Origin of the sequence: Bradyrhizobium sp., assembly GCF_030654605.1 — a bacterium.
Lineage (GTDB): Bacteria > Pseudomonadota > Alphaproteobacteria > Rhizobiales > Xanthobacteraceae > Bradyrhizobium.
Window position 1 is genome coordinate 78,023 of the sequence record NZ_JAURXB010000169.1, and the last position, 25,435, is coordinate 103,457.

The window sequence follows — 25,435 nt, forward strand, 5'->3', positions numbered from 1 at the left end:
GATAGGGCACGCTATGGTACACTATCTCTCTGTAATCTCTATACCTTCTCAAGGGTCCGAGCGACGTTCCTATCCGAAAGTTCGCCGTGATTTCCGCCCGCCTGCTTACGCGGTGCTTACGCGAGAAATCCGGCTCGGGAAGGAAGAAGCACGTGCCTAAGATCACTAAGAGGGTCGTCGACGCCGCCGAAGTCCGAGAGAAGGACTACGTTGTCTGGGACGACGAATTGCCTGGCTTTGGACTCCGCGTGTTTGCCTCCGGCAAGCGGAGCTATGTCATTCAGTATCGGGCCGTTGGCCGCTCGCGTCGCTATACGATCGGACTTCACGGGGTCTGGACGCCTGATACCGCGCGGCAGGAAGCAAAGGTCCAGTTCGGCCGAGTGGCACAAGGTGACAACCCAGCCGAAGAACGCCAGCTCGACCACAATGCTACCACTGTCAAAGAACTCTGCACCCTCTATCTGAACGATTTGCAGGCCGGCCTGATCCTGGGGAAAGGCAGGCGTCCGAAGAAGCCGTCGACGATCGGCACCGACACAGGCCGCATTGAACGTCACATCATTCCGCTCATAGGCACGAGGCGCGTTAGAGACCTCACAAAGGCTGACATCAACAAGGTGCTGAAAGACATCATGGTCGGAAAGACACGGGCGGCGGTCAAGACCAAAAAGCTGCGCGGAAAAGCCATTGTCCGTGGCGGCGCCGGTACCGCAACGCGCACTGTCGGTCTCCTCGGCGGTATCCTCACCTATGCCGTCGAGGCTGGCATCATCGAGACGAATCCAGCCCATGGTATCCGCAAGCCAAAAGACAACGTTCGCAAGCGCCGACTGTCGGAGGCGGAGTACCGAACACTTGGGCAAATGCTGCGAGCTGCCGCCGAGGAGGAGAAGTACGCGACGACGGTAGATATCATTCGACAGATCGCGTTGACCGGCTGCCGGCGCAGCGAAATTATCACCCTAAAATGGACGGAGGCCGACACCCAGGCAAGCTGCTTGCGATTGGAGGACAGTAAGGAAGGGGAATCCATTCGCGCAATCGGCCTACCCGTGGTCGAGTACCTCGAACAGCGTCGGATCGATGCCCTCGGCACCTACGTCTTCCCCGGCCTAGGCGAAGACAATGCCTTCGGCAGCTTCCCGAACCATTGGCAGAAATTGTTCAAAGACTCTCCACTCTCAGATGTAACGCCACACGTCCTGCGCCACAGCTTTGCGAGCATCGCCAATGATCTTGGTTTCACCGAGGTGACGATCGCGGCCCTTGTTGGCCACGCTAAGGGGTCGGTGACGAGCAAATATATCCATACGCTCGACACAGCTCTCATCATGGCTGCGGACACGATCGCGGGCTATATTCAGGGACTCCTTGACGGGATCGAGTTCAAGCAAACCGCTTACGCACTGGACCGCGATTCACGGAAAGCCGCCTTGGCCCGTTTCCTGAGTAAGGCTGTGGCTGGTGATGATGAGAAGGCTGAAGAGGAGCGCCGTCTGGCTGCGTAGAAGGCTGCGGCGTGTCTGTTATGCGATCCAGAGCCAATCCAGGGCGTTAAAAACTCGAGTCGATCCTACACCTGATCCACGTTTTGCGGAACTCTACGTAGTTGAACTTGGCGTGGCGCGCCGAATCACACTGGCCGAGCACCATGCCGTCGTCGCGAGAACCCATCTGGCCGCCGCAGCGCGGCCGACGTCCAGTCGGCGCTCGACCGGCGCGCGACACCTTGACTTACGCATTCTTCGATTATGAGACCTCTTCGTCGTAGGCGAGGTCCAGGCCTTCGGCGCGTTCGAGTTGGCATTGAAGCATCGCCTCAACGGCCACGGCTTGCCTCTGGCGGGCTTTTTCATGCGAGACATGCTGTTTCCAAGCGTTACCAAGCATTCCATTGAAATTTTTATTAGCTTGATTGCTTTCTTCCGAGTTGTGCCGTCGGCTAGAATAGACCTTATGTGCGGCGCGTACCGAGCGGCATCATTTTAGGATTCTACCACCACCCGAGGCTATGCCCTGCCAAGGCTGCGCTGGTTAGCGCTGTAATCAGAGGCGCAAGTTGGCCGATCGCATTTAGCGCCTTCTGAAAATCTTCTAAACGAACAGGGCGACGTTTAGCCATGGTCCCCGGCCTCCGCGGATTCTAGCGCCGGCCGCTCATTAACAGGGCATCGAACCGGCAACGCATTTATCGCAACTTGCGACCAGCAGCGTAAGGTTAAGCTCGGCGTCCCGTAATCCAGAGCGAGAAAAGGCCCCGCCGCTATTTCTTGGCGATCGCGGCACCCAAAATAGTCGGCGGCGCGTTCCGCATGGCCATGCGCCAGCGGCGCGCTTCGAAGGCAGCGGCGCGGGCGCGCTCTTTGCGTTCCTTCACCAGCTCCCTGATTTGGGTGGCGATCGCGCTCGCCGTGTTTCCCAGCTCGATCCCCTCATTCCGCAGCCGCCGAGAAAGAACGGCCACCGTTTCACCATTCTTAACTACAGCTTCGTCGTAAGCAGCAAGCAAACGGTGATCGCGGTCGGCCGCCAGTATCCTACCCCGACCACGCTTCGGTTTCCGTGTGGCCTTCGCAAAAAGCTTGCGCGCTTGATCCTCTCCAATGTGACTCACGGCCGCCTTGAACGCAGCGATCACGCCGTGCTCGACCTTAGCTATTCGTTGTTGTCGTTGCTCATCGCTCTCGCAGGCTTGACCTAATATAGTTAGATGATGAAGGCCAAAGATATCTGGCCGCGGCTCAAGCGGAGGGTAGAAAGGGCGCGTCGGCATTTTCATATACAGTGTCCCCCACGCTGCTGTTTGATCAAATCACCGCTGGCAAATGAGAGAAGCCCGCTGCGATGGAGCCGTAGAAGCGGTGGAGCCCGTTGAGAACACGATAGCGGTAAGGTGAATGCGCAAACTCAAATAGCGGCATTTCGAACAAGGGTACTGGCTCTATGGAGTCGTCAGCAACAAAGCCCTTCAAGAGCCGGACTAGCCGCTCACGATCAAAACCATGCCAATCCTTGGGATGTGTTGTGAACCGTGGGACCGGTTCGATCGCCATAAGGGGAATCAGCACGGCTTCCCCGTCGGGCAGATAGGATGTCGCCCTCGGCTTGAACTCAATCATGCCTGCTTCGGATAGCCAATCGTCGGGTATTTCGAATTCGCAGGGAAAATGAGGCATAGAAAAGCGCATCAGGAGCCTTTTGCACAGCTCGACAATTGCTGCACGAACAACATTTCCCTATCTGTACGCATCATGCCCTCCGGGCATATTATTGCTGAGCACAGCATCGTATCGCAAATGAAGGCGGGGCAAATCTTTGGCCAGCACCGACGTCGAAGGTCAACGCAGCACCTACACCTAAATCTGTCCCCCCCCCATTCTAATTGAGTATGAACCGCGATGCGGTAAGCGCTTTAACTGGATAGACTAAGATCAAGATATTGAACGTTGTGTCGAAGGCTTCCGCGACGCACTCATGGGCCTGACCGTTCCGGTCCGTGATCGAGATGGTCGTCGGTCGGGTCATCCGTCGGCCTATTGGCAACACCCGTCCCAGTGAATGATCGAGTGTAATTGCCAGCTCGGCAGGTTGTCCGAATTGCTGCCTAAACGACCCTGAGATTTCGATCCTGCGGACATCAGCGCGCGCGCCTGTGCGTTCACAGTATGTGATCGGCTCAAGTACGTAGACGGCGCAAGCCCGGTGATGGGTCCGCGCAAATTCGCGGCACGACGCATAGACAGACGCGCCGAATTTGCCGGCCAGCTTCATCGGCGTCTTGATCTCAAATTTGTGGTCCGCCGCCATATCGCGGTAGCCGTCGCCCTGAAAAAGAACGAAGCGAGCAAAGTTATTGGCTTCGCGCTCGAAAAGGTCGGCGATATCCGGAGCGAGGGTCTTTTCGCAATCCTGAAAGATGCGGAACAGCTTGCGGTGTGTGGGGAGCTCGTGATGTCCGGCTTCGTGCAGCTTGAGAAAGTTCTGCTTCGATGCATGCATCGTGTGGTCGATGTGGATGAGGCTTTCGTCGGCGTCATAGATGCCAAACACCTTGGAGATCGCGGACTTCAACACCTCTGCCGCATGCTCTGCCTTGCCCATCAGGTATTCGACGATCCGTCGCGGGTCGAACGCGCTCGCGGGCGCAATTTTGAGCTTCGCTGCCTCAAGGATATCCGGGATAGGTGTAGGAAAGACGCCCCATCCAGCGGCTCGGTCTAAAGCGCGCCGTGCAGCCAACTGCACGGCGCCTAACTGCTCGGGGTCGAGACTGCTGTCGTCGGCTTTTGCCACTAGGGCTTTTTCCTGCTGCGTAGATAACCTAGAAACTTAACAAGCTCGGCCTCTTCCTCGCCCGTCAAATTATGCTCGGCGAATGTTGCAACGCGCCCATGCCGCTGTTCGGCGGTGCTGCGGGATCGTGTAGGCGCAACAAAGCCTGCGCGTTCCATTAAGTTCTCGTAGCTAACGGCGTATAGCTCGGCGAGTGCGTGCAGGATATTCGGACTTGGTCTTTTGATTTGATCGTTTTCAATCTGGCTTAGGTAAGCGTTCGAAACAATTTTGTTGGTAGCTCTCTCGACATCGCGCTGAGAGAGCTGGCGGTCTTCACGGATTGAGGCGAGAAATTGTCCAAGCGTGAGCTTGATCTCCGCTCCCACGCTTTTCTTGGCCATGACATCACTCCTCCAAAGTCGTTGATTCACCTCACATATTTAGCCTCATCTGATAAGAATGTCAAGCGTGCCCAGTGAATGCTTGACAAACCTAGCATGCCACCTTATCTTATCATCATCGCTTCGGTATGGACCGGGGGAATTCAAAAAGGTGAAGCAGATGGAAAATGTGGTTACGGGCGGCCAGGGCCGCGATGACAATGTCACGGGCCAAGGCGGGCGCGGGCCCGACTCCGGGGGCCATTTCTTCACCACGCTCAACGGAGTGACCGTGAAGTTCGCGGAGGCCATGCCGAAGGGGGAACACGTTCTCGACAAGGCGGATTTGAAGCCGGCCAGCGACTATGTGCTGATCCAGCTTATGGCGCACAGCAGCCGCTCGGTGGGGCTTGAGGAGGCGGTGGACTTGCGGGCAGAAGGAACCGAAGTGTTTCGTGCCTTCAAGAGCGATCGCATCTTCCGCTTCACCAATAACGGACACGGCTTCGAGTGGGGCGAGGACAAGATCCCCGAGTCCGAACTGCGCACCATCTGCCACGTCCGCGAGGACGAGGTTCTGGTCCTGGAGCGCGACGGCACCGACATCGACCTGAAGCCGAATGACGCTCTCGACCTTGGTCAGGCCGGGACCGAGCACTTGCACACCGAGAAACGCCTCATCACGGTCTTCTATGAGAACGAGCCACGCGAAATCGCGCGCGGCACCTACACCACCGAGCAGCTCAAGCAGAAGTTCGGCGTGCAGGAGGGCTACGTCCTCGAATTCATCAACGAGGAGGGGCAGCTCACGCCGCTCAAGCCCGGCGCGAAACTCAAGGTGAAGGAGGGAATGAAGTTCTTTGAACAGGTTCCCTGCGGAGGCTCTTCGTGAGCGACGTCGCCAGCAAAGAGTACGCCAATCTCAAAGTCATGCACGCTGACGCCGTCCTCCTCAAGGAGGGCGGCCAGCCCGTGGCCCTGCTGCCGGGCTTCGGGTTCACCGCTGGCGATCAGCCGTTCAAGATGGACCTGTTACTGGTGCCCTTCGCGCATTCCGGCTACGTCACGCGCCTTTTCTTCGAGCGCCAAATTCAAGGTCGCGCGGGCAACTGGAACCAGCACCGCGTGGTCGAGCGCAATTGGTGGGCGCCGTCATGGAACCACGTGCCGGCCTCGATGCGCTGGACCCAAATGCTATCCGCTCACCTGCGAGCCGTCGCATGAAAATTCGCTTCAAAGTCACAAGTGCCTTGCTCACCACGATCCGCATTGATTTGCGGCGACCGCACCCGTTCGCCCACGAACGCGTTGGCTTTATTGCCGCAGGATTGGCTGCGGCGCACGACGAACTTTTCATTTTGGCCCGGGAATACCGTCCTGTACGTGATGACGAATATCTTCCCGATCCTCGCGTCGGCGCGATGATGAGCGCAGAAGCTATTCGCCGTGCTCGCCAATGGGCGATGGATGACCGCGTCGCTATCTTCCACGTGCACACGCATGGCGGCCAGGGCATCCCGGGCTTCAGCGGCATCGATATTCGTGAAAACGGCAAGTTCGTTCCGAATTTCGTTTCGGTTGCCCCGCACAGCGTGCACGGCGCCATCGTACTCAGCGACAAGTCTGCGTTCGGCCAAGTGTGGATCGACCGTACGTCTCCCCAGCCCGTTATCGCCAAATTCAGTGAGGTTGGCATGCCACTTCGCAGTTGGAGCACAATATGAGCCGTCTTGACCGCCAAAGCTTCCTTGGTCCCCAAAGCGACGCCGTTCTGGATGCCGCCACGATCGGGATCGTCGGGCTCGGCGGCGGGGGTTCTCACATCGCGCAGCAGACTGCACATATGGGCGTCGGCGGTTATGTAAATGCTGATCCGGACGTTATCGAAGATACCAACACCAACCGATTAATTGGCGGTACGCTGGCAGACGTTGCGGTGAGCCTTCCAAAGGTTACCATTGCCGAGCGACTAATCCACGGCTTGCAGCCAAACGCTCGCATCCTCTCGATTCAGAAAGATTGGCACGCTGCGGTCGATGACCTCAAGCTGTGTGATGTCATCTTGGGAGCGGTCGATGGTTTCAAGGAGCGAGAGCAGCTTGAACGCTTCGCTCGCAAGCACTTGATCCCTTACATCGACATCGGGATGGATGTTCACGATCTCGGCAAAAAGGGCTTTCTGGTTAGCGGTCAGGTGATCCTGTCCATGCCGGGCGCGCCCTGCATGCGTTGCTGCGGATTCATTACCGATGAACGACTGGAGCAGGAAGCCAAGCGGTACGGCGCAGCAGGCTCGCGCCCGCAAGTGGTGTGGTCAAACGGCGTGCTGGCATCCACGGCGGTTGGCCTGCTCACGCAGATACTAACGCCTTGGTATCCGAACCCGCCAACCTTCGTCTTCCTTGACTATGACGGCAACAAGGGAACCATCATCCGTAATCAGCGCATGGAGCTGCTGACGAACCATGTGTGCCCGCATCATCCGCCCGACGAAACCGGCGACCCGCTCTTCGACATCCGCCAGCAGAGTTTTGCTTCGCGGCCCACGATCTTGCCGTCCCGGATTGCGCCCTGGTACCGCCGGATGTGGAATCGCCTCCGTAAGAGGCCAGATTGACCACGGTGCGCGAAACAGAACAATTCCAGCGCAAGTGGTCGATTTCGTCCACATTTAAGCTTATGAATCTACTTGGCTATTCGTCACTGTGGACGACTTCAAAATCGGCCTTTGTAAAATCGTCCGCCCACCCTTACGGTGGCTTGCCCGACATTTTCTTCTGTCACGCGAGTCACATGACCCCAGAGAACAACAAAAAGACTGACATCCAAGCCGATTTCCTCCAACTCGCTCGCATTGCGTTGTCCGGCCGTCCTCAAGACGTACAGGTTATCCTACGCCGTGCCGCCAAGCGTTATCACGCTTTCGTGCCGCAATTTGCGGACGCGTTAACCGCGCTCTTGCATGAACTACCTTCACATGCTTCGCCCCTGCGGCAGCAAGCTGAAGTGCCGCTCCCCGTCGATATCGACTCGCGACTGCATCTCATGCGCGTCGAGGCAGAGCCATTCCTCGAACATGAACCGGTCTTCGCGCCGGGTCTTGCAACTTCATTGCAGCAAATTGTCGAGGAACGTCGGAATCCGCAGGCGCTTGTCCGCGCCGGGCTCGATCCTATGCGGGCCGCGCTCTTTGTCGGCCCGCCAGGCGTCGGCAAGACAATGGCCGCGCGATGGTTAGCAAGGGAGCTGAAACGTCCACTCCTCATTCTCGACCTTGCCGCCGTCATGAGCAGCTTGCTTGGTCGAACCGGTAGCAACCTCCGTCATGTGCTTGAATATGCCAAGACCATTGATTGCATTCTGTTGCTGGACGAACTCGACGCGATCGCCAAGCGCCGCGACGACCATGGCGAGATTGGCGAACTGAAACGGCTTGTAACCGTGCTCATTCAGCAAATTGACGACTGGCCATCTTCCGGCGTTCTGCTCGCTGCGACTAATCACCCGGACCTTCTTGACCCGGCGATCTGGCGCCGGTTCGAGCTGCACATTGAATTTCCGCTTCCCGATCAGGATGCGATTAACAGCTTTATCGAAGGACGCCTCGGGCCGTATTTTCCTGCGACCAAAGCCTGGAGCCGCCTGCTAGCCCTCGCGTTCGCCGGGCGGTCCTTCAGCGACATCGAACGCGATTTGTCGACGGCGCGTCGTGGGGCAGCTTTAGGCGATGCGCCGCTCGAGGAACACCTTGCCGGTCTTTTGACGAACAAATCTCTTCCGAAGACGAGGCGCATTCATCTTGCCGCGGCCATCGTGAATCAAGGGCTTTTGTCACAACGTAAGGCCCGCGAACTAACGGGTATTGCCCGTGACACCATTCGTGTTCGCGCCGCGCGTAAGCGCGTGCCGACACGCACTAAAAAGAGAGATTCATCATGACGAAACGCAACTTCCTTTTAGGCAAGGGCGAGCGGCTTGTTGAAGATGTCGCCGGCGTGCGTGGCGGCGGGCCGAAAAGCCACCCTTATACGTTCAGGGAAGCCAGAGAGCGCATCGCGCCCATGCTGGCGCGCGTGGTGAGAGGTATCGACCAGTTACCCGATGCCGCCTGCCCAAACGACCGCGCCGTTGCGACGATCACCCTCAATCCTGAGTATATTGCCAAGTCGTACTTCCCTGAAAAACTGTTTGAGTCGGTTGGCTTGGAGCTGGTCGGTAGCCGCCCGCGGCGGATCACACCGGAAAAGCGCTCCAAGGGCCGCGAACCCGAAGAGACGATCACAACTGAGTTGTTCGTGATGGGTCCGCGGTCAGCCTTTCGTGCCTGGCGCTCTTCGCTGCCGAATTTGCGCGAGGACGCTGTCACCGCCAGCGACCTGCCCACGATTGAGGAGGTCGCGGCACCGACTGCCCGCGACAAGATCAAAGGTCGGCTTCCGAAAAAGGGGAATGTCGTCCTTGAAGCTGTTCTTCACAGCGATGGCGGAAGCGGTGCGAATAGCGTCGTCACGCAATTCAAACACTACCTTGGCGAAATCGGGATTGATCAACCGCTGGACCGCCGCTTCGCCGCAGGTGGACTGTGCTTTGTGGAATTGGAGGCTCCGGTCGAACTAGCCGACCGCATCGCGACATTCACTCCCGTGCGGGCCTTGCGGCAAATGCCAACGCTGCGAATTTTGCGTCCAAGCTTCCGGTCTTCACGCGTACCTATGGAAGCGATCCAATTACCCGATGCGGGCCCGATCGATCCGAAGATCCGTGTAGCGATTTTTGACGGCGGATTTCCGAAGGGGCATCCGATCAGCAAGTGGGTTAAAGCTATCGAACCACCGGGCATCGGAAGCCCCCTGGATGACTTTCAGAAGCACGGTGTTGGCGTGTCATCCGCCTTCCTGTTCGGCCACATCGATCCGACCAAGCCGCTCCAGCGCCCCTATGCATCGGCCGATCATTACCGGGTTCTCGACAGGGCAGCGCTGGGCCAAAATCCTCACGAACTTTACGAAGTGCTTGGCCGTATCGATCAGGTTTTGGTCGAGAAGGATTATCAGTTTGTCAATTTAAGTATCGGCCCGCTTCTTCCGGTGGAGGATGATGATGTGCATGCGTGGACGGCCGTTATCGATGATCGTCTTTCGCGCGGTACGACACTTGCGACTATCGCCGTCGGCAATGGGGGCGACGGATCTGCCAAGGATGGCTTGAACCGCATCCAGGTGCCAGCCGACTGCGTGAACGCCCTTGCGGTGGGAGCCTGCGATAGCCACGAGACACCCTGGCAGCGGTGCACGTATAGCTCGGTTGGGCCCGGCCGCAGTCCCGGCGTCGTCAAACCGGACTTTGTTGAGTTCGGCGGCTGTCTACAGCGGCCTTTCATCGTTCTCAACGAAGGAAAAGCGTTTGGGCTCGAAGCGACCGAAGGGACCTCTTTCTCCGCGCCGTCCGTGCTGCGCCTCGGCGCAGGGCTGCGCGCGCATTTCGGTGATACGTTAAGCATACTGGCGATAAGGTCACTCCTGATCCACACGACAGAAGCGTCTGCCTCTCCCTGCGAAGAAATAGGGCGTGGTCGCGTCGCCCGTTCGGTGCAGGACATCGTTCTTTGCGACGATGACACCGTGCGGGTTGTTTACCAAGGCACCATCGCACCGACGCGCTATATTCGAGCGCCCATTCCGATTCCGTCGGGCACCATTCCCGGCAAGGTCACCATCACCGCAACGCTGTGCTATCCAACCGGCGTTGATCCACACCACCCCGGCAACTATACGCGCGCCGGCCTTGAGCCAACTTTTAGGCCGCATGATCAGAAGCGCAAAGACCCCAAACAGGTGCACGCTGATAGCAAGAGTTTCTTTGGCAAGACACAAAGCGGCTTGATGGAGGACGAACTACGCCGTGACGCGTGGAAATGGGAAAACTGCCTGCACACGCGCGTTTCATTTCTCGGAAAGACCCTTCGTAATCCCGTACTCGATATTCACTATAACGCGCGCCAGGACGGCCGTAATTTTGCGCCGAAAGAAGAGTTGCCTTACGCCCTTGTTATCAGTGTCCACGCGAAGCATCTTGGCGATCTCTACGACAAGGTGGTGCGGAAATACGCCCGGCAGCTCGAAGCCCTGCGTCCTGTTGTTGAGATCCCGATTGATGTGTAGGCCGTGTGTGATCCCTTATTCGCTAAGGTCAATGCCTTCAGCGAGGCCGGCATCTGGCGCACTGTAACCCTGCGGCGTAAATGGCATGCGCGGTGGTGCCGTACGCCACATCAGCTCGACTTCATCGGCAGTCAGGCCATAGGCCTGATTTACCAAATCGGACAAGCGGCGTTCCGAAGCGAGCACCTCCAAACGCATGTTTCTCGCCGGTTCAACCGTAGTGGCATATTCGCGCTTCAGTTCCGCAAGCTGAGCAACAGACAGCTTCCGTTTTTTCGGTATGAAGTCCCGAACGGCGCTTAAAAAGCGATCCGCATCGAGCAACGAAGCCGACAGCAGCGCTGGCTTCAATCCCCTCAGCTCAAACTCGAGCCTGAGCCACTCAGCCAAATTGTGGTCCGCGACCTGGTACTGCTCCACCAGAGTGGATGAACGTGCGACAAGGATGCCGACCTCTTCCCGCGCAGCTTCATCCAGTGGCGCGACAGGATAGGATTCCATGAAGGACGTAAAGAACCGCAAGGCTTCGTCTTTGCCATGCTGGGCTTTCCTCCAAGCATACCACCAGCCGATCGGCGCGTTGAGCGATGCTGCGACATCGGGTGCAGCGGATGGCAGAAAATAGCAGGTGTTGTTCGTAAAGCGTCCACGTGTGTCTACGAGGAACGACGGCGTCCACGCTATATCAACGTATAGCGTCTTCGGAGCATCAAACGACGCGTAGTAGGCACAGGGCCGCAATTCCCACCAATACCGGCCTTGATCTTCACGGTGGCGCAGCCCTTTTGGGCGACCGCCTCGGGGGTCGGGAATCTCTTCGAAAACCTTGAAATGGCGGTACAGCGCGGGATATGTCGCCTCAAAAATCCGTTCCGCTGACGGTTCGTCGGGCGCGCTCGCCCAGGGCCAGGGATGATCGCTGCTCGATTTCATCACGATCATGAAGAGACCGGTATCCGGGCAAGACCAACGCGAGATGTCTTGGCCGCGCAAGTACGGCCGGAACAGGCTGGCGGACTCTGGGGACGCGCTGATAAGTCGGTCACGCGTGGGCGCATCAACGATAAAGGCTTCGTTGTAACCGGTCTTGATACCGTAGAGAGGATCGGCGCCTATGACTGCCTTCAGTGGCTGCCCGCGCTCCCGGACTTTGTTCAGCAGCGCAATGCCTTCGGGCCGGTCGAGGACCCACGTCTCGCGCGTGAAGTGAAGCCGCGGCAGAAGGAAATTGTACGCAGGGTTTGCGACGGCTTGCTCAAGGTTTTTGTCCGGGACGTCGTCACGCGGCATCGAACACACCACGGTGTTCTCCGGTGGTAAGGCTTCAGTCGGCTTTTGGAGGACGAGTACCGAAGGGAATACGTCGGCATCGGGAAAGAATTTCTTGGCGTGGCCAAAATCTGCAACGAATTCGACCCAAGCCTTTGTTTCAAACATTGTGCGCAGCCGTTCCGCATAATCGGCACGCATCCATTTGTTCGTTACGACATACGACAGCCGCCCGCCGGGCTTGAGAAGCTTCAGGCCTTGTTCGTAGAAGTAAACGTACAGGTCAGCTTGGCCGGCAAAGGTCTCGTAAAATTCTTCGAGAGCGGCCTTATACGGGCGGATTAGCTCTTGCCTTACATACGGTGGGTTGCCGATCACGGCGTGAAAGCCACCCCGGAGATCCAGGCTCTCCCATTGTGTCCAGACACCAGGAAACGCGACTTGCCAGTTGTGAAAGGCTTCCTTGAGCACCAGTGCCCGCGCGCGCAACAAAATACCCGCAAACCGGCTTGCATTGGCCTTCCCCGAGGCGGGAATCTGATCAAGCACGTCTCTTGATTGAGCAGTTCCGCCATTTTCCAGCGGCAGACCAAGCGTGAGACGCCCGCGCGCAATGTCGAAGGGGTCTCCATACTGGCCATCAAGCCAGCTCTTTACGGATGTTTCGTCGGCCTTGTCGAGCTTCAGCCAGTCGAGCGCATAAAGCAGCTTCACGAAGCTGTTGAACGGGCGCGTCTCGCTTTCGATGCCATCGAACAGCGTCTTGGATTGATGCACTTCCGCAATATCAATGTCGTTCACTCGCTCCAGCTTCTGCATCGCGAGCGCTTGAGCCATGGCCTTTTGGATAGGCTCATTTATCAGAAGCTGACCACCCCAACCCGTAAGGCGATCCATCGCCTCCCTTATCCAAAAACCGAACAAGGAGTTGCCGCAACGAAGATGATGGTCAAGAAATGAAAGCGGTGCGCCTACTGTGAAGGTATGAAGCCACAGAGCAACTTTCGCCAACTCTACGGCCATCGGATTCTTATCGACACCGTAAATGCAGCGCTTGAGGATCGTTCGCCTCACAATGTGCCGGTCATCGAGATGCTCAACCACGAAGGGCCATTTGTGAAGAGTGGCTTGGCGGATGATATCGACGCGTGTCTGTTCGATGCTCGCGACGACCGGTGAACGATATGGCTTGTCGCTCCAATCGACGACCAATTCAGCTTCAGCAATGGAAGCGAGGGCCTTATCGGCGAGGTAATCCACGAGGTTGACGAGGAAGTGACCCGAACCCATCGCAGGATCGCAAATACGCAGTTCAAGAATTTGAAGGGCGGGATCAAAGCCCTGGAGAAGTGCAAGTCGGCTGTCGACGGGCCGTTTGTCTTTTGCAAGCTTGGCAGCTTCTGCCCTAAACGTCGCGAGACGCTCCTTGATAAACGGACCGACTGACTTTTCGATGATGAGCGAAACGAGACTATCGGGCGTGTAGTAGCTGCCCGATTCATGACGGGCCGTGTCGTCTGCGTCAACGACGACGGTGTCACTCGTGGGATCGTATCGAAGCCCGTATTCAAGGGTGCGTTCGTAGATTGTGCCGAGCTGCTGGACACCAAGATCACGATAGTTGATGTAGCGAAATACTCCGGGCGCTTCTTCTCGGTGCGAAAGCTTGAAGATCAAATGCGCGATAACGGCGTCAGGAAGTTCGATCCCGGCAAGTAGCGAAGCGCTGTCGCGGGCAAACAGTCCACCGTTATAGGGCGGTATGCCGAGCGCATCGTCGCCTTCCGAGATTGCCGTGAATACTGCCGTCAGCTTGGGCCAGAACGTGGCAATTGTGGAGGAGAACACCAGCCCTCTGGCCAAGCGATCCGCGATCTCCCCGCGCATGGTCGTTAGCGAGTAGGATTTATAAGGCTCTTGCCTGTCCGGGAGAAGTTCACGGTCTTCCGCGTACACCACGAAAAGAAGCCGATAAAGAAGAATGAGGGAACTTTGACGGACGCTCTCAAGGTAGGGCGCGTCGATTGCCGCCGGGCGATTACGGTCGTGACGATGTATGGCCGCGACGAGACCCGGATACAGGTCGTGAAAGACAAGATGGGAGAGATCACGAGTGACTCTTGCTTCCCAAATCTTTCCTTCGTCCCGCGCCAGGTCATGGAAAGTTCGCGCACCGTCAACCGGGAGGAATGCTTGCTTGCGAAACATCAACGCAAACAGCCGCAGACAATGAAGAGGTGTCAGGAGCGGATTGGCGCGTTCGACGAGATCGAGCTCGTGGCCGGGTAGTTCGAGAGCCTTGCCCAGATCGATCTCGAAAAAGTCCTCGGAGACGGAAAGCGCGCCTTGGAAATAGAGACGCCATTTGACGCCGTTTGTCAGAATTCCGAGCCGCACCTTGCCGGAGGTCTGAATATCTACTCGGCTCAGGTATTGCAGCATTTGGTTGGAAGGCACGCCTTCTTCGTGCGCTTCGCTTTTGTCGGATCGATCAAGGGCGCGCGCCCAGCGCTTTGCTTCTACGACAGCCAGGCCATGCTGATAGCGTTTCCAATGATCTTTCTCCGCGACCGCGCTATTCCGGGCTTGCTCGTTTGCAAACAGCAGGGCGTCCGGGACCTGCTTGCGGCCTTTTGATGAAAGGATCTGTTGAACCTCGATATCGTTCCAGCCAAGAAGCTCCAGGACTGGGTAGATCAACGTTTTCTCAGTTTGTGCTTCGTTCGGGCGGTGAACCGCCAGCAAACTCTGCACGCTCTTGAGCGCCTTCTCTCTCAAGTCGATAACGTCGGCATCAGGAAGCGCCAACCATTCATGGCTGCGCGTGATGCCTTCGAGGAGGTAATCGCGTGTGAAGAGGTTGCCGGCGATCAAGAATAAAGCCTTCGTGTCGATTTTGCCGGGCGCGAACCTGAAAAGCCGACAGTGGCTGGTCCAAGGGCATCGATACGATGGCCCATGCGGCGCTTCGGCACCAAGGCCGCCTGCTTCAGGCTAACGTAGCGCTACCCCTGAATCGACACCTCGGCGACCGGCGGGAAAGTGAATTCATAGTGCCGCCACCGCATTGATTTCTCAAGCGATTTCTATGGTAAGAAGCAGCGCTACACGAGATGTTCCCCAAGGAAATCAATCGACGTGATGCCGACTAACCGGCAAATCACTCCTGGGCCGGTATCGGCGGAAAAAGTCCCGCCAGAACCGTACGACGACCTCGATTACATGGGTCGCCGGCAGCCAACGCGTCTCACCGTCACTTTCACCGAGATCGATGACAAGATAGCCTTGGCCGTTCGCGCCGACAGGCAAGGAGCCGCTGACATACCGGATTGGCCCGTTCCAGGCGCCCATCTCGAAGCCGGCATTTTCCTGATCTAACGCAAAGGGCAGCGCGGCGACACGATAGCTGTCAAAACCGCGATTGCGGTCGAAGTGCTTCGCGCCGTTGGCTAGACTCTGAACAAAGCCGAACCAGACACAACTCGCGTGAAGCCATTTCACATAGCTGTCTTTGTCGCGAATGCCGAGAGCCGCCTTAACTGCTTCGTCACGTTTCAGCCAATCGCCCCAAACCCACTCGTGCAAGTGATAGGCCGTCATAGCACAGTGAAGCGCCCGGCGTGCCGAATGCGGCTCGGCCATCAAGTCGTCAAAATCATTGACGAGTGACGCGTAAAAGTCTTCTGAGCTTGCGATATCAAACATGGCTCACTGTTATCGTCATTTTTTCGGTCCATAGATCATATCATCGGTAAGCGCCGTCGACATGACGCGGCGTGTTTCACAAGGCCCGTGCCGGCGCCTCGGGTTGCCGGGATAGACCGGCATACTGCCGATAATCTCCCGCATCGCGCGGACAAACGCGATGATCGCCGCCTGGTTGGTGGGGAGGCTGTAGAGATTGCACATGGCCCAAATTTAGGGGCGAGGCCTTTATCCGCCGAACGGGCAGGCCGATTGGCTTGGCAGACACTCATCTTAAGTGAGGCGACACCCCGAAAATCTCGCGGGGAGGGCGATTCCCCTGCCGCTCGGGTTCCAGCACACTGGAACGCCTGCTAGGCCGTTGGATTCCATGGTCTTTCTGGAAAACACAAATTGTTGTTGCCGCGAGCGCCGAGGCCCCCTATATGTATCTCATCAACTGCAGTGAGATAAATGAAGACAGTCACTCTCCCCATGCTTCGCCCCGGTGTTGACCCCATCCTTGCGGGCCGGCTCTCAGGCAAACGCGCCTTCGTGGCAACCCTCGAACAGTTCCCGGAATTGGCCGAACCCGCGCTCGTGGTGCTCGACTTCACCGGGGTGGATCTGGCGACGTCCTCCTACCTCAGCGAGGTGCTCGTGCCGCTCCGCGATCATCTCCGTCTGCGCCGCCAGCCCGGCTACGCCGTCGCGGCGAACCTTTCCGAAAAGGTGCGCGAGGAGATCGAGGAACTGCTGCGCCGGTCGGGCGATGCCTTCCTCACCTGCGCCACCGACGCCTCGGGCCGGATCACGGACGTGCAGCTCTGCGGCAAGCTCGACGACAAGCTTCAGGAAACGTTGCTGCTTGTCAGCCGCAAACGCGAAACCACCGCCGCGCAGCTCTACGAGGAATCCCGCACCATCGACATGGTCGGCGCGACGGCCTGGAACAACCGCCTCGCATCCTTGGCGGCCAAGAGCCTCGTTGTGGAAATTTTGCAGGGCCGCACCAAGAAGTACCGGCCCGTTCTGGAGGTTGCCTGATGGGTTTGGACTTTATCCGCACCGCCGCACCGGGTTTTAACAGAGTGCTCGACCGCCGGCTGGTCGAGCTGCACTCGCCCAAGCTGTTCAGCCTTAACATGCCGATCGTCTCGCGCACCGCGCGCGCCGACCTCTACGGCGATGCCGATGTGACGCCCGGGGAAAAGGTGCTGCTCCGCGTCGTCAAGGACAAGGTGATCGTACAGCGACTCAATACTATCATCGCCGCATGCCCGAACGCTCCGGCCGAGTTCGTCGCCCATCTCCGTGCGGGCGCGGGCATAGCGGAGGGCGAGATCGTGTCGGTGCAGCCCATCAGCCAAACCCTGGAGATCGGCATTTGCGAATAATCACCCGTCCGCAGGAACAGCCGGTCACACCGACGCTCCGCCGCCAGCGGCGGCGCTGGGATGAAGGCGACACCTTGCCGATGGCACTCGGGTGCCTCGGCTGTCCCGACCTCGGCACCTGCGGCGGCATCCGCAAAAGGCAAGACGCCTATTGGTGTCTCGACGATTGCTGCGGCAAGCCCGAGACCTGCGACGGCATGTGCCCCAACAACCCGCTTGGCTTCCGTGACCGCATGCGGGAGATCAACGGGCTGGAGCTTGATAATCTGCCACGCGCCGAGCCTTGCCCGGCCCCGGCGCTTCCCTCGTACATTCCCTACATCTATCACGGCAACCGCCGCGCGGTGCCGCTAGACATTGAAGCCGTCGCGCTGCCGCTGCGCCGCTTCTATCGCCCGGACGGGCGGCCCCGCTTCACCAGCCGCGCCGAGGTTGAGGCAACATTCGGCATCGCGCCGCATACGCAGCTTGTCCTGATCGGCAGCGGGCGCGATGTGGCGATCGAAGCGTGGTGGAAGCTGAGCGAAAATCGGGGGCCCTTGCTTGCCGCACTCCGCGCACTCGGCGTCGTACTGATTACCGGGCCAAACTATTCGATGTTCACCGACGAGGTGCGCTACAACGACATGCACGCGATGAAGCGGATCGGTACGACCTGGCAAGAGATCATCGACGCGGGCGTCCCTGGTGCATACCATCTAAACGCCCGTTCGCCTCAGGATTACCGCCGGCTCGCAACCTTCATCGCGGCGCGGCCCGAAGTGACCGACGTTGCCTTTGAATTCAAGACCGGCGCGGCATGGCGCACCCGGCTCGGCTTCCATCTTAAAGAGCTTCCCCAGTTGGCCGGGCGCGCCGGCCGCCCGCTCAACGTCGTGATGATAGGCGGCATCAACACGATCCCGATCTTGGCCCCGGCCTTCCGCCGGCTGACGTACATCGACACCTCGGCCTTCATGAACTCGGTTTACCGGCAACGCCTGTACCTGAACAATGAGGGCAAGATGAAGAAGATCGCTGAGCTGACGCTGACGGGACAGCCCATTGACGATTTACTCGTCGAAAACCTCGCCACGATGCGGGCCCGTGTCGAAAGCTTGCTCAATGGCGGGTAGCTGATCGGGGCAACATCGGCTGGCAGCGCACGGCGGCAAGAAAACCCTTAAACGGCGTCTTTTGCGCCAGGCGTGCCGTTTTCAACTCGGGATGCGGGCCGCTGATCAGCAGGGCGTGATCGCCCGAGCGGAAGCGCAAATCGGCGTTCAGATGCGCAAGGCCGAGAAACAGGTCCCGGAAGCCGTTGCCGTGGCCGGACGCGCGGCCATACCGCGACACGTTTTCCTGAAGCGCCGCGTGCATCGCTAGACCGTGATCGTTTAGCTCGGCGAACTCCTCGTCTTCGCGCAATGTCGCCAGCACACCCGCGCCGCAATCGGCCACGACAAATTCGAACAGCGACGGCCGCGCCTGGAACGCAAGGATGCCCGTCGAGGCAGCGCCGGAATGCTCATGAATGTTGGATTCCATTTCGCGCAACGCGGCAGCGAGGCATTGCGCGACTGGTTTGACGAGGCCGGCCGCTTCCGCCGCTGTCCGCGCCGCGATCAGAAATCGGTTCCGCTGAAGATCATCGGCCTCGACACGTGGATCGAACGTCGTGCGCATGAACCCGCAGCGGCGCATCTCGTCCAGCCAGATGTTCTGGTTGCTTGCGAGGGCCGTGCGAAGATCGAGTTGTGTGATAGAATCGAGCCAAGGTGTTTGCAGAAGCGGCCCGGTTCGGCCGTTGCTGGCTTCCATCATCAATTCGATCAGCGGGCACATATCCGTCGCGGCATAACGAACCTGCGGCGCCCCGGTGAGCCGGCCGCGAGCATGAGCCCCGACAAGATCGTCGACAACCTCAAATGTCAGATTTTCCCGCGGCAAAGATTGATTCGAAAAATCCACGTTTGACTCAAATTGGGACGGAAAAACCCGGCTGCCGGGGAGGGCATTTTAGGCGAGTCGGCCCGTCCGGCGTGAGTCGATTTCTGCCCTTTACCCCACCATTTGCGTTTGGGCGCGCCAGACCGGGTCCTGCTTCGAGCCGCATTCCGCAGCCCCTCACAAACTCCCAAGAGTGTCGCCGGCAGATATCGCAAAAGCTGCGTTAGGAGTGGTAATCCGCGCTTTTTCAGATTGGTAGATCCTGTTGGACTGGCGTTGCTGGCAGCATTTCAGCGAAAAATGCAGCATTGTCAGTACCCGCCTGCTTTCCCCCAGCAGGGCTACCGACGGGGCCCAGTCAGGTGCCGCCAACCGCCACTACAGGTCAGTCCAACCCGGCCGGTCGTCCACCACAATCCGCCAAAGTTGCTATTGTGGCGTTTCGGTTCCGGGGCATCCCATGGTTGCGACTTTCAAGCAGAATGACCTTTTCAGAGGTCTCCAGAACGACCTTTCACGCTTCAACGCGTGCGTCGGCAACAACGGTGGCCCTTACGATCTCTACGATTACTCTTGGGGATATTTCGAGGGCACACGGTTGCTTCTGATCGATGCGAAAGAGCCTGGCGCCACGATCGACGTCCTAGTCTATCCGATTTGCTTCAACTTCCGACACGCCGTGGAGCTCTACGTCAAATACATCATCGCCGACCTGGGCCGGGTAAGGAGAACAGGTCAGCAGTACCGGGTGGGCCACACGCTTCTTCGAAACTGGAAGAAGGCCAAAAAGCTTTTGAGTGCCATCGACCATACCGCCGAGGACGCCGCGCTCTTCGAGGAAGTGGTCAAACACATCGAACAGGTCGATCCGACCGGTCAAACGTTCAGATACCCCGAGTCGATCAAATACGACCAGCATCTGAAAGATTGGCCCAGCATTAACCTCGCCGTGCTCGAATATCACTACATTCGTCTGTTCGCGGTCGCGAAGGATTGGCAATATCGCATCGACCACGCGGTAGACCGTGCCGCGCAAGACGGAGCGTTAGCGCCGCCGTATCGGCGGCCGCCCGACAAGAATCCGCTCGTCGGACGCTGGCACTTCTTCATCTACAAAGCCAAGAACGCCGGTCTAAGGGTCCGAAACCTCTTCAAAGGATAGAGAGCGCCTCGGCTTTGCATTTCCTGAATTCGAGAAAGACCAGGGGTTTCACTCGCTAATGCCCCAAATCTCCAAGCGGGGAAGCGCCCCGAACGATCCGGGATGGACGAATTGCGTCTTCTGCGGCTGTCCGGTCGGCAAGGCCGCGCGATCTCGCGAGCACATCATCCCCATGTGGCTGCTTCGCGTGACCGGGGATCCGAACCGCGTCATCAAGATCGAAAACGATCCCATAACGGGTGCCGACGTCGTCCGGCCTGCGTCGACTTTCCACTTCCCGGCCTGCAAGCCGTGCAACGAGAGATATGGAAAGAAGCTGGAAGCGCGGGCGAAGAACGCGATCGAATCCCTGATGGCCGGCAAGTCGCTCGCGGCGTCCCATTGCTATTGGCTGCTCGACTGGCTCGACAAGGTGAGAGTCGGACTCTGGCTCGGCTACAACATGCTGCACAAGGAGGAGTTCGCGCCCAAATTCAGAATTGATCAGCGGATCGGGATCAAGGACCGGGTCGCGATCGTGAGCGTCGATCCCAACGACCGCACGAAAGGCTTCGGCCTTGGTGGAATGGACAATCAGATCTTCCGGACCAGCCAGGCCGGGATGTACTTGAAGATCAACAATCTTCGGATTCTCTCACTTTCGTTCGACGGCTTCGTCTCACGCTACGCCGGCATGCCCTTTCCGAAGGAGTTGCTCGCATTCAGCGATGATCCTGAGAAGCACATGGCAGTGATGGGAAGAACAGACTACCGCCTGAAGCAGAATTGGAAGCAATTCGCCATCCCGGGTGCGACGGTCATCGCGCAATCGAGTTTTTGGCTGGCCAACTGCGCGGACGACGAAACGTTCGCCATGTACATCAATAAGAACACCGTTCCCCGCTTTAGACGGATCCCGCGTATCCGGAAACGCGAAGACCTGGAACAGTTCGTTCAGACGCACCTGATCTCGAACACCACGGGAAGTTTCACTTATCATCCCAACCCGCGTCAGAAACTGCGGTTCGGATGCGCCAATGACAACACGGACTGGCATTTCATGCGGTCGTTGTACGCCTTGTTCATCCAAGAGGTACTGCCGCTTAATCCCAAGAGAGTGGTCGATCCGGACGGTACGCGACGCGGGACCACGCAGCTCTCGATGCTCTGGCTCGAAAAGGCCGTTCAGTTGATGCTGCGCTTCCGTCAACTCGGTGCCCCGGACGAAGGAAACTTCGGCCTGATGGTCGACGAATTGCAGCACGTCTACAGGGACTGGGAAGAACTTCGCGCAAACACACTCGGCCAATGGGCCCGCGACGCTTCTGCTTGTCCACCACTCAAGGAGTAGGGCCGAGTTTTAGCTTCGAGCCCCCGCGCTCGATTCAGCGAGCGCCGGCGACGAACCTTGTTCCGCAATTCGCCAGTTGATGGTCGCCTGAAGGCCGAATTTGCTACCCGGGAAATTGCTAGAGCAGGTGGAGAAGAACGGAAGAAACGTTTTCCGATGCTTCAGATCCAAGTCTATAGTGCGTAGACGAACGTTCACGAGGAAGTCTGGATTCCTTGAGCTTAAGTGGTCGCTGCTTCTCCGTTTTTGCGCATGCGGCTGCTGCCGCACCGGGCTCTCGTGAACCGAGCCGCAATCGCGTCTCGGCCTTCGGCTTCGATCCCTCGCGCGATAATGTGTCGCTCGCCGGAGGCACTCGCCCTCGGTCCCGCCGTCATTTCATTCCGGCGTCGCTATCACTGCCCTTCGTTCGGGTGCCTTATTAACCGGTCTCGCGACTGCCGACTGGCCTTCGCTTCGCTGCGGCACAGACGCCCTCTTTCTGTTTGGGAGAGCTAAGGGCTCCGCCCTCGCGCGGGCAAGGGTGAAGTCCCGGAAGATCCGGGACCGGCCGGGGCGGTCTCCCCCACCTTCCGCGCGGACGTCAGGACCGGACAGCTGCCACCATCGGAATCCGCTTGTGCAGGCCGGGTGATCCCCCTCCACCCCGTCCGCCCTTGCCCTTGCTACCCCGGTCTCGCCGACGGGCAGGGGTGCAGGCGCGAGGTGCGCTCTGCACCCAAGCCCTAAAAAGGAGGTTGATCATGACTGCCAAGAACGTTGAAATCGTCACGGCGAGCGGGACCGAGAGCTTCATTCCGCTCAACAAGCTCAAGAAGTCCCCCAAGAACGCGCGCAAGACGCCGCACAGCGAGGCGTCGATTGAGGCCTATGCGGCCAGCATCGGCGCCAAAGGCATCCTGCAAAACCTTGTCGTCGAGCCGGAACTGTCGGATGGGGCGGCCACCGGGTTCTATTTTGTCACCATCGGCGAAGGCCGCAGATTGGCGCAGCTTCTCCGTGTGAAGCGCAAGGAGATCAAGAAAACCGAACCGATCCGCTGTGTCATCGACACCGCGAACGACGCCTTCGAAATCAGCCTCGACGAAAACGTTACGCGCGAGAACATGCATCCCGCCGACCAGTTCGAGGCATTCAAGAAGCTCGCCGATGAACGTGGTTTCGGCGCGGAAGAAATCGCCGCCCGGTTCGGCGTGACGCCGCATGTGGTGCGGCAGCGCTTGCGCTTGGGCGCGGTCTCGCCCAAGCTGATGGAAATTTATCGCAACGGCGATCTGGCGCTGGACCAGTTGATGGCCTTTGCGATTGCGGAGGATCATGCCCGCCAGGAAGCGGTGTACGATCGATTGTCGTATAACCGCGATGCCAGCACCATCCGCCGGCTGTTGACGGAGACGCATGTGGCCGCAACGGATCGCCGGGCGATCTTTGTCGGCGCGGAGGCCTACACGGAAGCGGGCGGCACGATCCTGCGTGATTTATTCACCGAAGATCGCGGCGGCTATTTCGAAGACGTAGCGCTGCTCGATCTGTTGGTGACCGGAAAGCTAGGACGCGCCGCAGATGATCTGCGGGAAGTCGAGGGCTGGAAATGGACCCAACCCCATCTCGACTTTCCGCACGCCCATGGTTTGCGCCGGACGTACCCGCATCCGGTGGAGCTCTCAGCGGAAGATCAGGCCGCCCTCGATGCTGCGCAGGCCGAATTCAATGCCCTCACCGAGCAGCACGAGGCGGCTGAGGAACTTCCCGACGAGGTGGACGCGCGGTTTGGCGAGCTTGAGGCCGAGATCGAGCGGTTGGAGGCAAAGCGACAGGCCTATGACCCGGACTACATCGCGCGCGGCGGGGCTTTCGTCATCCTCAACCATGATGGCACCGTGCGGATCGAACGCGGTTTCATCCGAACCGAGGATGAAAAACCCCAAGTCGAAACCGATCAGGCGGGCGATGCTTCGGAGAGCGCCGACGCTAGGAGTAGTGACAGCCGGTCAGCGGAGGAGGGGGACGGGGAGGTAGATCAGAGTTCCGCGGACGAGGAAGAAAACGACAGTCCTTTGTCGGATATCCTTGTTCGTGACCTCACCGCCCATCGCACCTTGGGGCTGCGGCTCAATCTGAGCGAACAGCCCGAAGTCGCCATCGTTACCGTCACCCATGCTCTCGCCGCCCAAATCTTCTATCTCGGGGCGGAAGCACACGTCGTCGAGATTCGTCCGGTCAACACGGTGTTGGCGTCTCATGCGGACGGGATCGAGGATACCCCGGCGGGCAAGGCTTGGGCGGATCGTCATGCCAATTGGGCAAGGCAGATGCCCCGTGACGTGACCAGCCTGTGGATGTTCGTGTCCGAACTGGATCATGACAGCCGTATGGCGTTGCTGGCGCATTGCGTCGCGCTGACGGTCAACGCGGTCAAATTGCCTTGGGAGCGGAAACCTCGGGCCCTCGCGACAGCCGACCGGTTGGCGGAAGCCGTCTCGCTCGATATGACCGGCTACTGGCGGCCGACCGTGCGGAGCTATTTCGGGCGCATTACCAAGGCGCGTATCCTTGAGGCCGTGCGGGAAGGCGCAAGTCACGAAGCGGCCGACCGTATGGCGGATATGAAGAAGCCGGAAATGGCGGAAGCCGCCGAGCAGTTGCTGGCCGCGACGGATTGGCTGCCCGCGCCGATGCGGGCGTCGCGCGCCGTCCAGGAGCCTGCCGAGCCACGGCAGGCAGATGTCGTCACAGAGAGGAGCCCGGACGCGTACTCTGTCGCCGCCGAGTAAGCGGCATGGCCGGGACCGCTCACGCGGTCCCGGCGTGTCATCGTGCGGCTGTCGAAATTTTTGGCCGCGCGCCCTCAGGCGCGCGGTAAACTTCATGTTACTCACGCCCTCGACCGGATGCATTCTTTAGGGAAAGCAAGGCGTTTTTTTGGCCGGAAGCCGGTCGGGCAGGGCGCGTTGTGGTCAACGCCCGTTGACCCCACCGAAGAGGTACGTCGCTTCGATCCGGTTGGATCAGTCGCCGTTGCGGCGGGACCAGATCAGCGTGAAGCTGTCGTCGCCCTCACCCTTCACCAGCGAGGCGTAGATCGGGGCGGACCTATCGGCCATCTCTGACATCGAGATCGCAGTCTGGACTCTCCGCGGGTTTGGATCGAGGGCGCGCGACCGGCCGCGCCGCTATACGAAATCATACGCCATCGTTCGTTGGGTCACGCCTTCGCCTTCGTGGATGCGCGGGTGCAGGTCTTTGTGCGACCGGTGATGCCAGGTCCTTGTACGGCGATGATGATGGCAGTCATGGTGGTCTCCAGCAGTCTGTTTGATGGGCGCGCACCAACGCAACCTCGAATGGACGGATCAGGCCCGGGGGACGGCTCCGCCTCGATCGCCTTCCCGCAACGGCTACGTCGGCCTTTTTCCCCTGCCGCGAAGTGGCGGCATTCCTCGCGAGGCAAAAAGGCCGGCTACCGCCGTCCTCCGCTGCGCTGCGGGCCTGACGGCTGCGGGCCGATCGCTCCCCGGGCCAAGGACCGCCATCGAGGCCGCGATCGTCGCGGCCCGACAACAGACGGAGACCACCATGGCTACCATCGGAACCTTCACCGCAGCGGACAACGGTTACACCGGCTCGGTCAAGACCCTCACGCTCAACGTCAAGGCGAAGTTCGTCGCGACCGAGAAAGAGAACGACAAAGCGCCCGACTATCGCATCTTCGCCGGCGCCACCGATTATGCGAAGCGTGGCGTTGTGCGGAGTGGTGTCGTCTGAGTGCAGGTTTTCTGCGGGTTTGGTGATCGCCGCGCTCCACATAATCCCGAGGGAAGAGCCGCGACGGCTCGGCGGGCGAG

General features: G+C 59.0%; 21 protein-coding genes and 1 pseudogene. 14 read left to right on the top strand and 8 right to left on the bottom strand.

Annotated features, from left to right (window positions below; translation table 11 throughout):
• The first annotated feature begins 152 nt into the window (after window positions 1-152).
• Window positions 153-1,511, top strand: coding sequence for a site-specific integrase (locus tag Q7U29_RS15910; protein ID WP_304743037.1), 1,359 nt, complete (start codon window positions 153-155; stop codon window positions 1,509-1,511).
• Window positions 1,512-2,266: 755 nt separating this feature from the next.
• Here Q7U29_RS15910 and Q7U29_RS15915 read toward each other — a convergent pair.
• The 4 genes from Q7U29_RS15915 to Q7U29_RS15930 all read right to left on the bottom strand — a co-directional run bounded on the left by Q7U29_RS15915 (window position 2,267) and on the right by Q7U29_RS15930 (window position 4,679).
• Window positions 2,267-2,782: a hypothetical protein gene (locus Q7U29_RS15915; protein WP_304743039.1), complete on the bottom strand. Its 516-nt coding sequence runs from the start codon at window positions 2,780-2,782 to the stop codon at window positions 2,267-2,269.
• A 28-nt stretch (window positions 2,783-2,810) separates the two neighbouring features.
• Complete coding sequence (locus Q7U29_RS15920) at window positions 2,811-3,122, bottom strand: hypothetical protein (protein WP_304743041.1); 312 nt, start codon at window positions 3,120-3,122, stop codon at window positions 2,811-2,813.
• A gap of 259 nt (window positions 3,123-3,381) precedes the next feature.
• Window positions 3,382-4,296 (bottom strand): ImmA/IrrE family metallo-endopeptidase, encoded by a 915-nt coding sequence (locus Q7U29_RS15925; RefSeq protein ID WP_304743043.1) that lies wholly within the window; start codon window positions 4,294-4,296, stop codon window positions 3,382-3,384.
• Window positions 4,296-4,679: a helix-turn-helix domain-containing protein gene (locus Q7U29_RS15930; RefSeq protein WP_304743045.1), complete on the bottom strand. Its 384-nt coding sequence runs from the start codon at window positions 4,677-4,679 to the stop codon at window positions 4,296-4,298. The genes Q7U29_RS15925 and Q7U29_RS15930 overlap by 1 nt, the downstream gene beginning before the upstream one ends.
• Before the next feature lie 160 nt (window positions 4,680-4,839).
• Between Q7U29_RS15930 and Q7U29_RS15935 the strand changes: the two genes are divergently transcribed.
• From Q7U29_RS15935 to Q7U29_RS15960, 6 genes are read left to right on the top strand one after another with little or no spacing between them, the layout of a single operon-like run.
• Window positions 4,840-5,550 (top strand): multiubiquitin domain-containing protein, encoded by a 711-nt coding sequence (locus Q7U29_RS15935; RefSeq protein WP_304743082.1) that lies wholly within the window; start codon window positions 4,840-4,842, stop codon window positions 5,548-5,550.
• A complete protein-coding gene (locus tag Q7U29_RS15940; protein ID WP_304743047.1) occupies window positions 5,547-5,882 on the top strand; it encodes a hypothetical protein in 336 nt (111 codons plus the stop codon). Before Q7U29_RS15935 ends, Q7U29_RS15940 begins: the two co-directional genes overlap by 4 nt.
• Complete coding sequence (locus tag Q7U29_RS15945; protein WP_304743048.1) at window positions 5,879-6,382, top strand: hypothetical protein; 504 nt, start codon at window positions 5,879-5,881, stop codon at window positions 6,380-6,382. The genes Q7U29_RS15940 and Q7U29_RS15945 overlap by 4 nt, the downstream gene beginning before the upstream one ends.
• On the top strand, window positions 6,379-7,275 hold the full coding sequence (locus tag Q7U29_RS15950; protein ID WP_304743050.1) for a ThiF family adenylyltransferase: 897 nt from the start codon (window positions 6,379-6,381) through the stop codon (window positions 7,273-7,275). The genes Q7U29_RS15945 and Q7U29_RS15950 overlap by 4 nt, the downstream gene beginning before the upstream one ends.
• A gap of 5 nt (window positions 7,276-7,280) precedes the next feature.
• Entirely contained in the window at window positions 7,281-8,597 is a 1,317-nt protein-coding gene (locus Q7U29_RS15955; protein ID WP_304743084.1) for an AAA family ATPase, read from the top strand.
• Entirely contained in the window at window positions 8,594-10,819 is a 2,226-nt protein-coding gene (locus Q7U29_RS15960) for a S8 family peptidase (RefSeq protein WP_304743051.1), read from the top strand. The genes Q7U29_RS15955 and Q7U29_RS15960 overlap by 4 nt, the downstream gene beginning before the upstream one ends.
• Before the next feature lie 15 nt (window positions 10,820-10,834).
• Here Q7U29_RS15960 and Q7U29_RS15965 read toward each other — a convergent pair whose 3' ends face one another.
• The 3 genes from Q7U29_RS15965 to Q7U29_RS15975 all read right to left on the bottom strand — a co-directional run bounded on the left by Q7U29_RS15965 (window position 10,835) and on the right by Q7U29_RS15975 (window position 15,997).
• On the bottom strand, window positions 10,835-14,962 hold the full coding sequence (locus tag Q7U29_RS15965) for an Eco57I restriction-modification methylase domain-containing protein (RefSeq protein WP_304743053.1): 4,128 nt from the start codon (window positions 14,960-14,962) through the stop codon (window positions 10,835-10,837).
• A 255-nt stretch (window positions 14,963-15,217) separates the two neighbouring features.
• A complete protein-coding gene (locus Q7U29_RS15970; RefSeq protein WP_304743055.1) occupies window positions 15,218-15,793 on the bottom strand; it encodes a hypothetical protein in 576 nt (191 codons plus the stop codon).
• Between the two features lie 15 nt (window positions 15,794-15,808).
• Entirely contained in the window at window positions 15,809-15,997 is a 189-nt protein-coding gene (locus Q7U29_RS15975) for a hypothetical protein (protein ID WP_304743057.1), read from the bottom strand.
• 249 nt (window positions 15,998-16,246) lie between these two features.
• Between Q7U29_RS15975 and Q7U29_RS15980 the strand changes: the two genes are divergently transcribed.
• Genes Q7U29_RS15980 through Q7U29_RS15990 form a run of 3 tightly spaced genes read left to right on the top strand, consistent with a single transcriptional unit; the run spans window position 16,247 to window position 18,284 of the window.
• On the top strand, window positions 16,247-16,819 hold the full coding sequence (locus Q7U29_RS15980) for a hypothetical protein (RefSeq protein WP_304743059.1): 573 nt from the start codon (window positions 16,247-16,249) through the stop codon (window positions 16,817-16,819).
• Window positions 16,819-17,169 (top strand): hypothetical protein, encoded by a 351-nt coding sequence (locus Q7U29_RS15985; RefSeq protein ID WP_304743061.1) that lies wholly within the window; start codon window positions 16,819-16,821, stop codon window positions 17,167-17,169. Before Q7U29_RS15980 ends, Q7U29_RS15985 begins: the two co-directional genes overlap by 1 nt.
• Window positions 17,160-18,284 (top strand): hypothetical protein, encoded by a 1,125-nt coding sequence (locus tag Q7U29_RS15990; protein WP_304743063.1) that lies wholly within the window; start codon window positions 17,160-17,162, stop codon window positions 18,282-18,284. The genes Q7U29_RS15985 and Q7U29_RS15990 overlap by 10 nt, the downstream gene beginning before the upstream one ends.
• On the opposite strand, the gene Q7U29_RS15995 is transcribed toward Q7U29_RS15990, so the two are convergent.
• Window positions 18,271-19,119 (bottom strand): hypothetical protein, encoded by an 849-nt coding sequence (locus Q7U29_RS15995; protein ID WP_304743065.1) that lies wholly within the window; start codon window positions 19,117-19,119, stop codon window positions 18,271-18,273. The two genes, Q7U29_RS15990 and Q7U29_RS15995, sit on opposite strands and share 14 nt — an antisense overlap.
• Before the next feature lie 439 nt (window positions 19,120-19,558).
• Between Q7U29_RS15995 and Q7U29_RS16000 the strand changes: the two genes are divergently transcribed.
• The 4 genes and pseudogenes from Q7U29_RS16000 to Q7U29_RS16020 form a co-directional block, all read left to right on the top strand.
• Window positions 19,559-20,260 (top strand): hypothetical protein, encoded by a 702-nt coding sequence (locus Q7U29_RS16000; RefSeq protein WP_304743067.1) that lies wholly within the window; start codon window positions 19,559-19,561, stop codon window positions 20,258-20,260.
• A 172-nt stretch (window positions 20,261-20,432) separates the two neighbouring features.
• Window positions 20,433-21,590, top strand: a complete 1,158-nt coding sequence (locus Q7U29_RS16005) for a hypothetical protein (RefSeq protein WP_304743069.1) — start codon at window positions 20,433-20,435, stop codon at window positions 21,588-21,590.
• Between the two features lie 743 nt (window positions 21,591-22,333).
• Window positions 22,334-24,364 (top strand): ParB/RepB/Spo0J family partition protein, encoded by a 2,031-nt coding sequence (locus Q7U29_RS16010; protein ID WP_304743071.1) that lies wholly within the window; start codon window positions 22,334-22,336, stop codon window positions 24,362-24,364.
• Window positions 24,365-25,166: 802 nt separating this feature from the next.
• Window positions 25,167-25,319: pseudogene (locus tag Q7U29_RS16020) on the top strand (DUF736 domain-containing protein); the annotation flags it as partial.
• Window positions 25,320-25,435 lie beyond the last annotated feature (116 nt).

Coding starts and splice junctions, on each gene's coding strand:
- Q7U29_RS15960 (WP_304743051.1), top strand. CDS start 8,594: ATGACGAAACGCAACTTCCTTTTAGGCAAGGGCGAGCGGCTTGTTGAA.
- Q7U29_RS15950 (WP_304743050.1), top strand. CDS start 6,379: ATGAGCCGTCTTGACCGCCAAAGCTTCCTTGGTCCCCAAAGCGACGCC.
- Q7U29_RS15915 (WP_304743039.1), bottom strand. CDS start 2,782: ATGAAAATGCCGACGCGCCCTTTCTACCCTCCGCTTGAGCCGCGGCCA.
- Q7U29_RS15935 (WP_304743082.1), top strand. CDS start 4,840: ATGGAAAATGTGGTTACGGGCGGCCAGGGCCGCGATGACAATGTCACG.
- Q7U29_RS15985 (WP_304743061.1), top strand. CDS start 16,819: ATGGGTTTGGACTTTATCCGCACCGCCGCACCGGGTTTTAACAGAGTG.
- Q7U29_RS15930 (WP_304743045.1), bottom strand. CDS start 4,679: ATGGCCAAGAAAAGCGTGGGAGCGGAGATCAAGCTCACGCTTGGACAA.
- Q7U29_RS16000 (WP_304743067.1), top strand. CDS start 19,559: ATGGTTGCGACTTTCAAGCAGAATGACCTTTTCAGAGGTCTCCAGAAC.
- Q7U29_RS15975 (WP_304743057.1), bottom strand. CDS start 15,997: ATGTGCAATCTCTACAGCCTCCCCACCAACCAGGCGGCGATCATCGCG.
- Q7U29_RS16010 (WP_304743071.1), top strand. CDS start 22,334: ATGACTGCCAAGAACGTTGAAATCGTCACGGCGAGCGGGACCGAGAGC.
- Q7U29_RS15970 (WP_304743055.1), bottom strand. CDS start 15,793: ATGTTTGATATCGCAAGCTCAGAAGACTTTTACGCGTCACTCGTCAAT.
- Q7U29_RS15980 (WP_304743059.1), top strand. CDS start 16,247: ATGAAGACAGTCACTCTCCCCATGCTTCGCCCCGGTGTTGACCCCATC.
- Q7U29_RS15920 (WP_304743041.1), bottom strand. CDS start 3,122: ATGATTGAGTTCAAGCCGAGGGCGACATCCTATCTGCCCGACGGGGAA.
- Q7U29_RS15945 (WP_304743048.1), top strand. CDS start 5,879: ATGAAAATTCGCTTCAAAGTCACAAGTGCCTTGCTCACCACGATCCGC.
- Q7U29_RS16005 (WP_304743069.1), top strand. CDS start 20,433: ATGTGGCTGCTTCGCGTGACCGGGGATCCGAACCGCGTCATCAAGATC.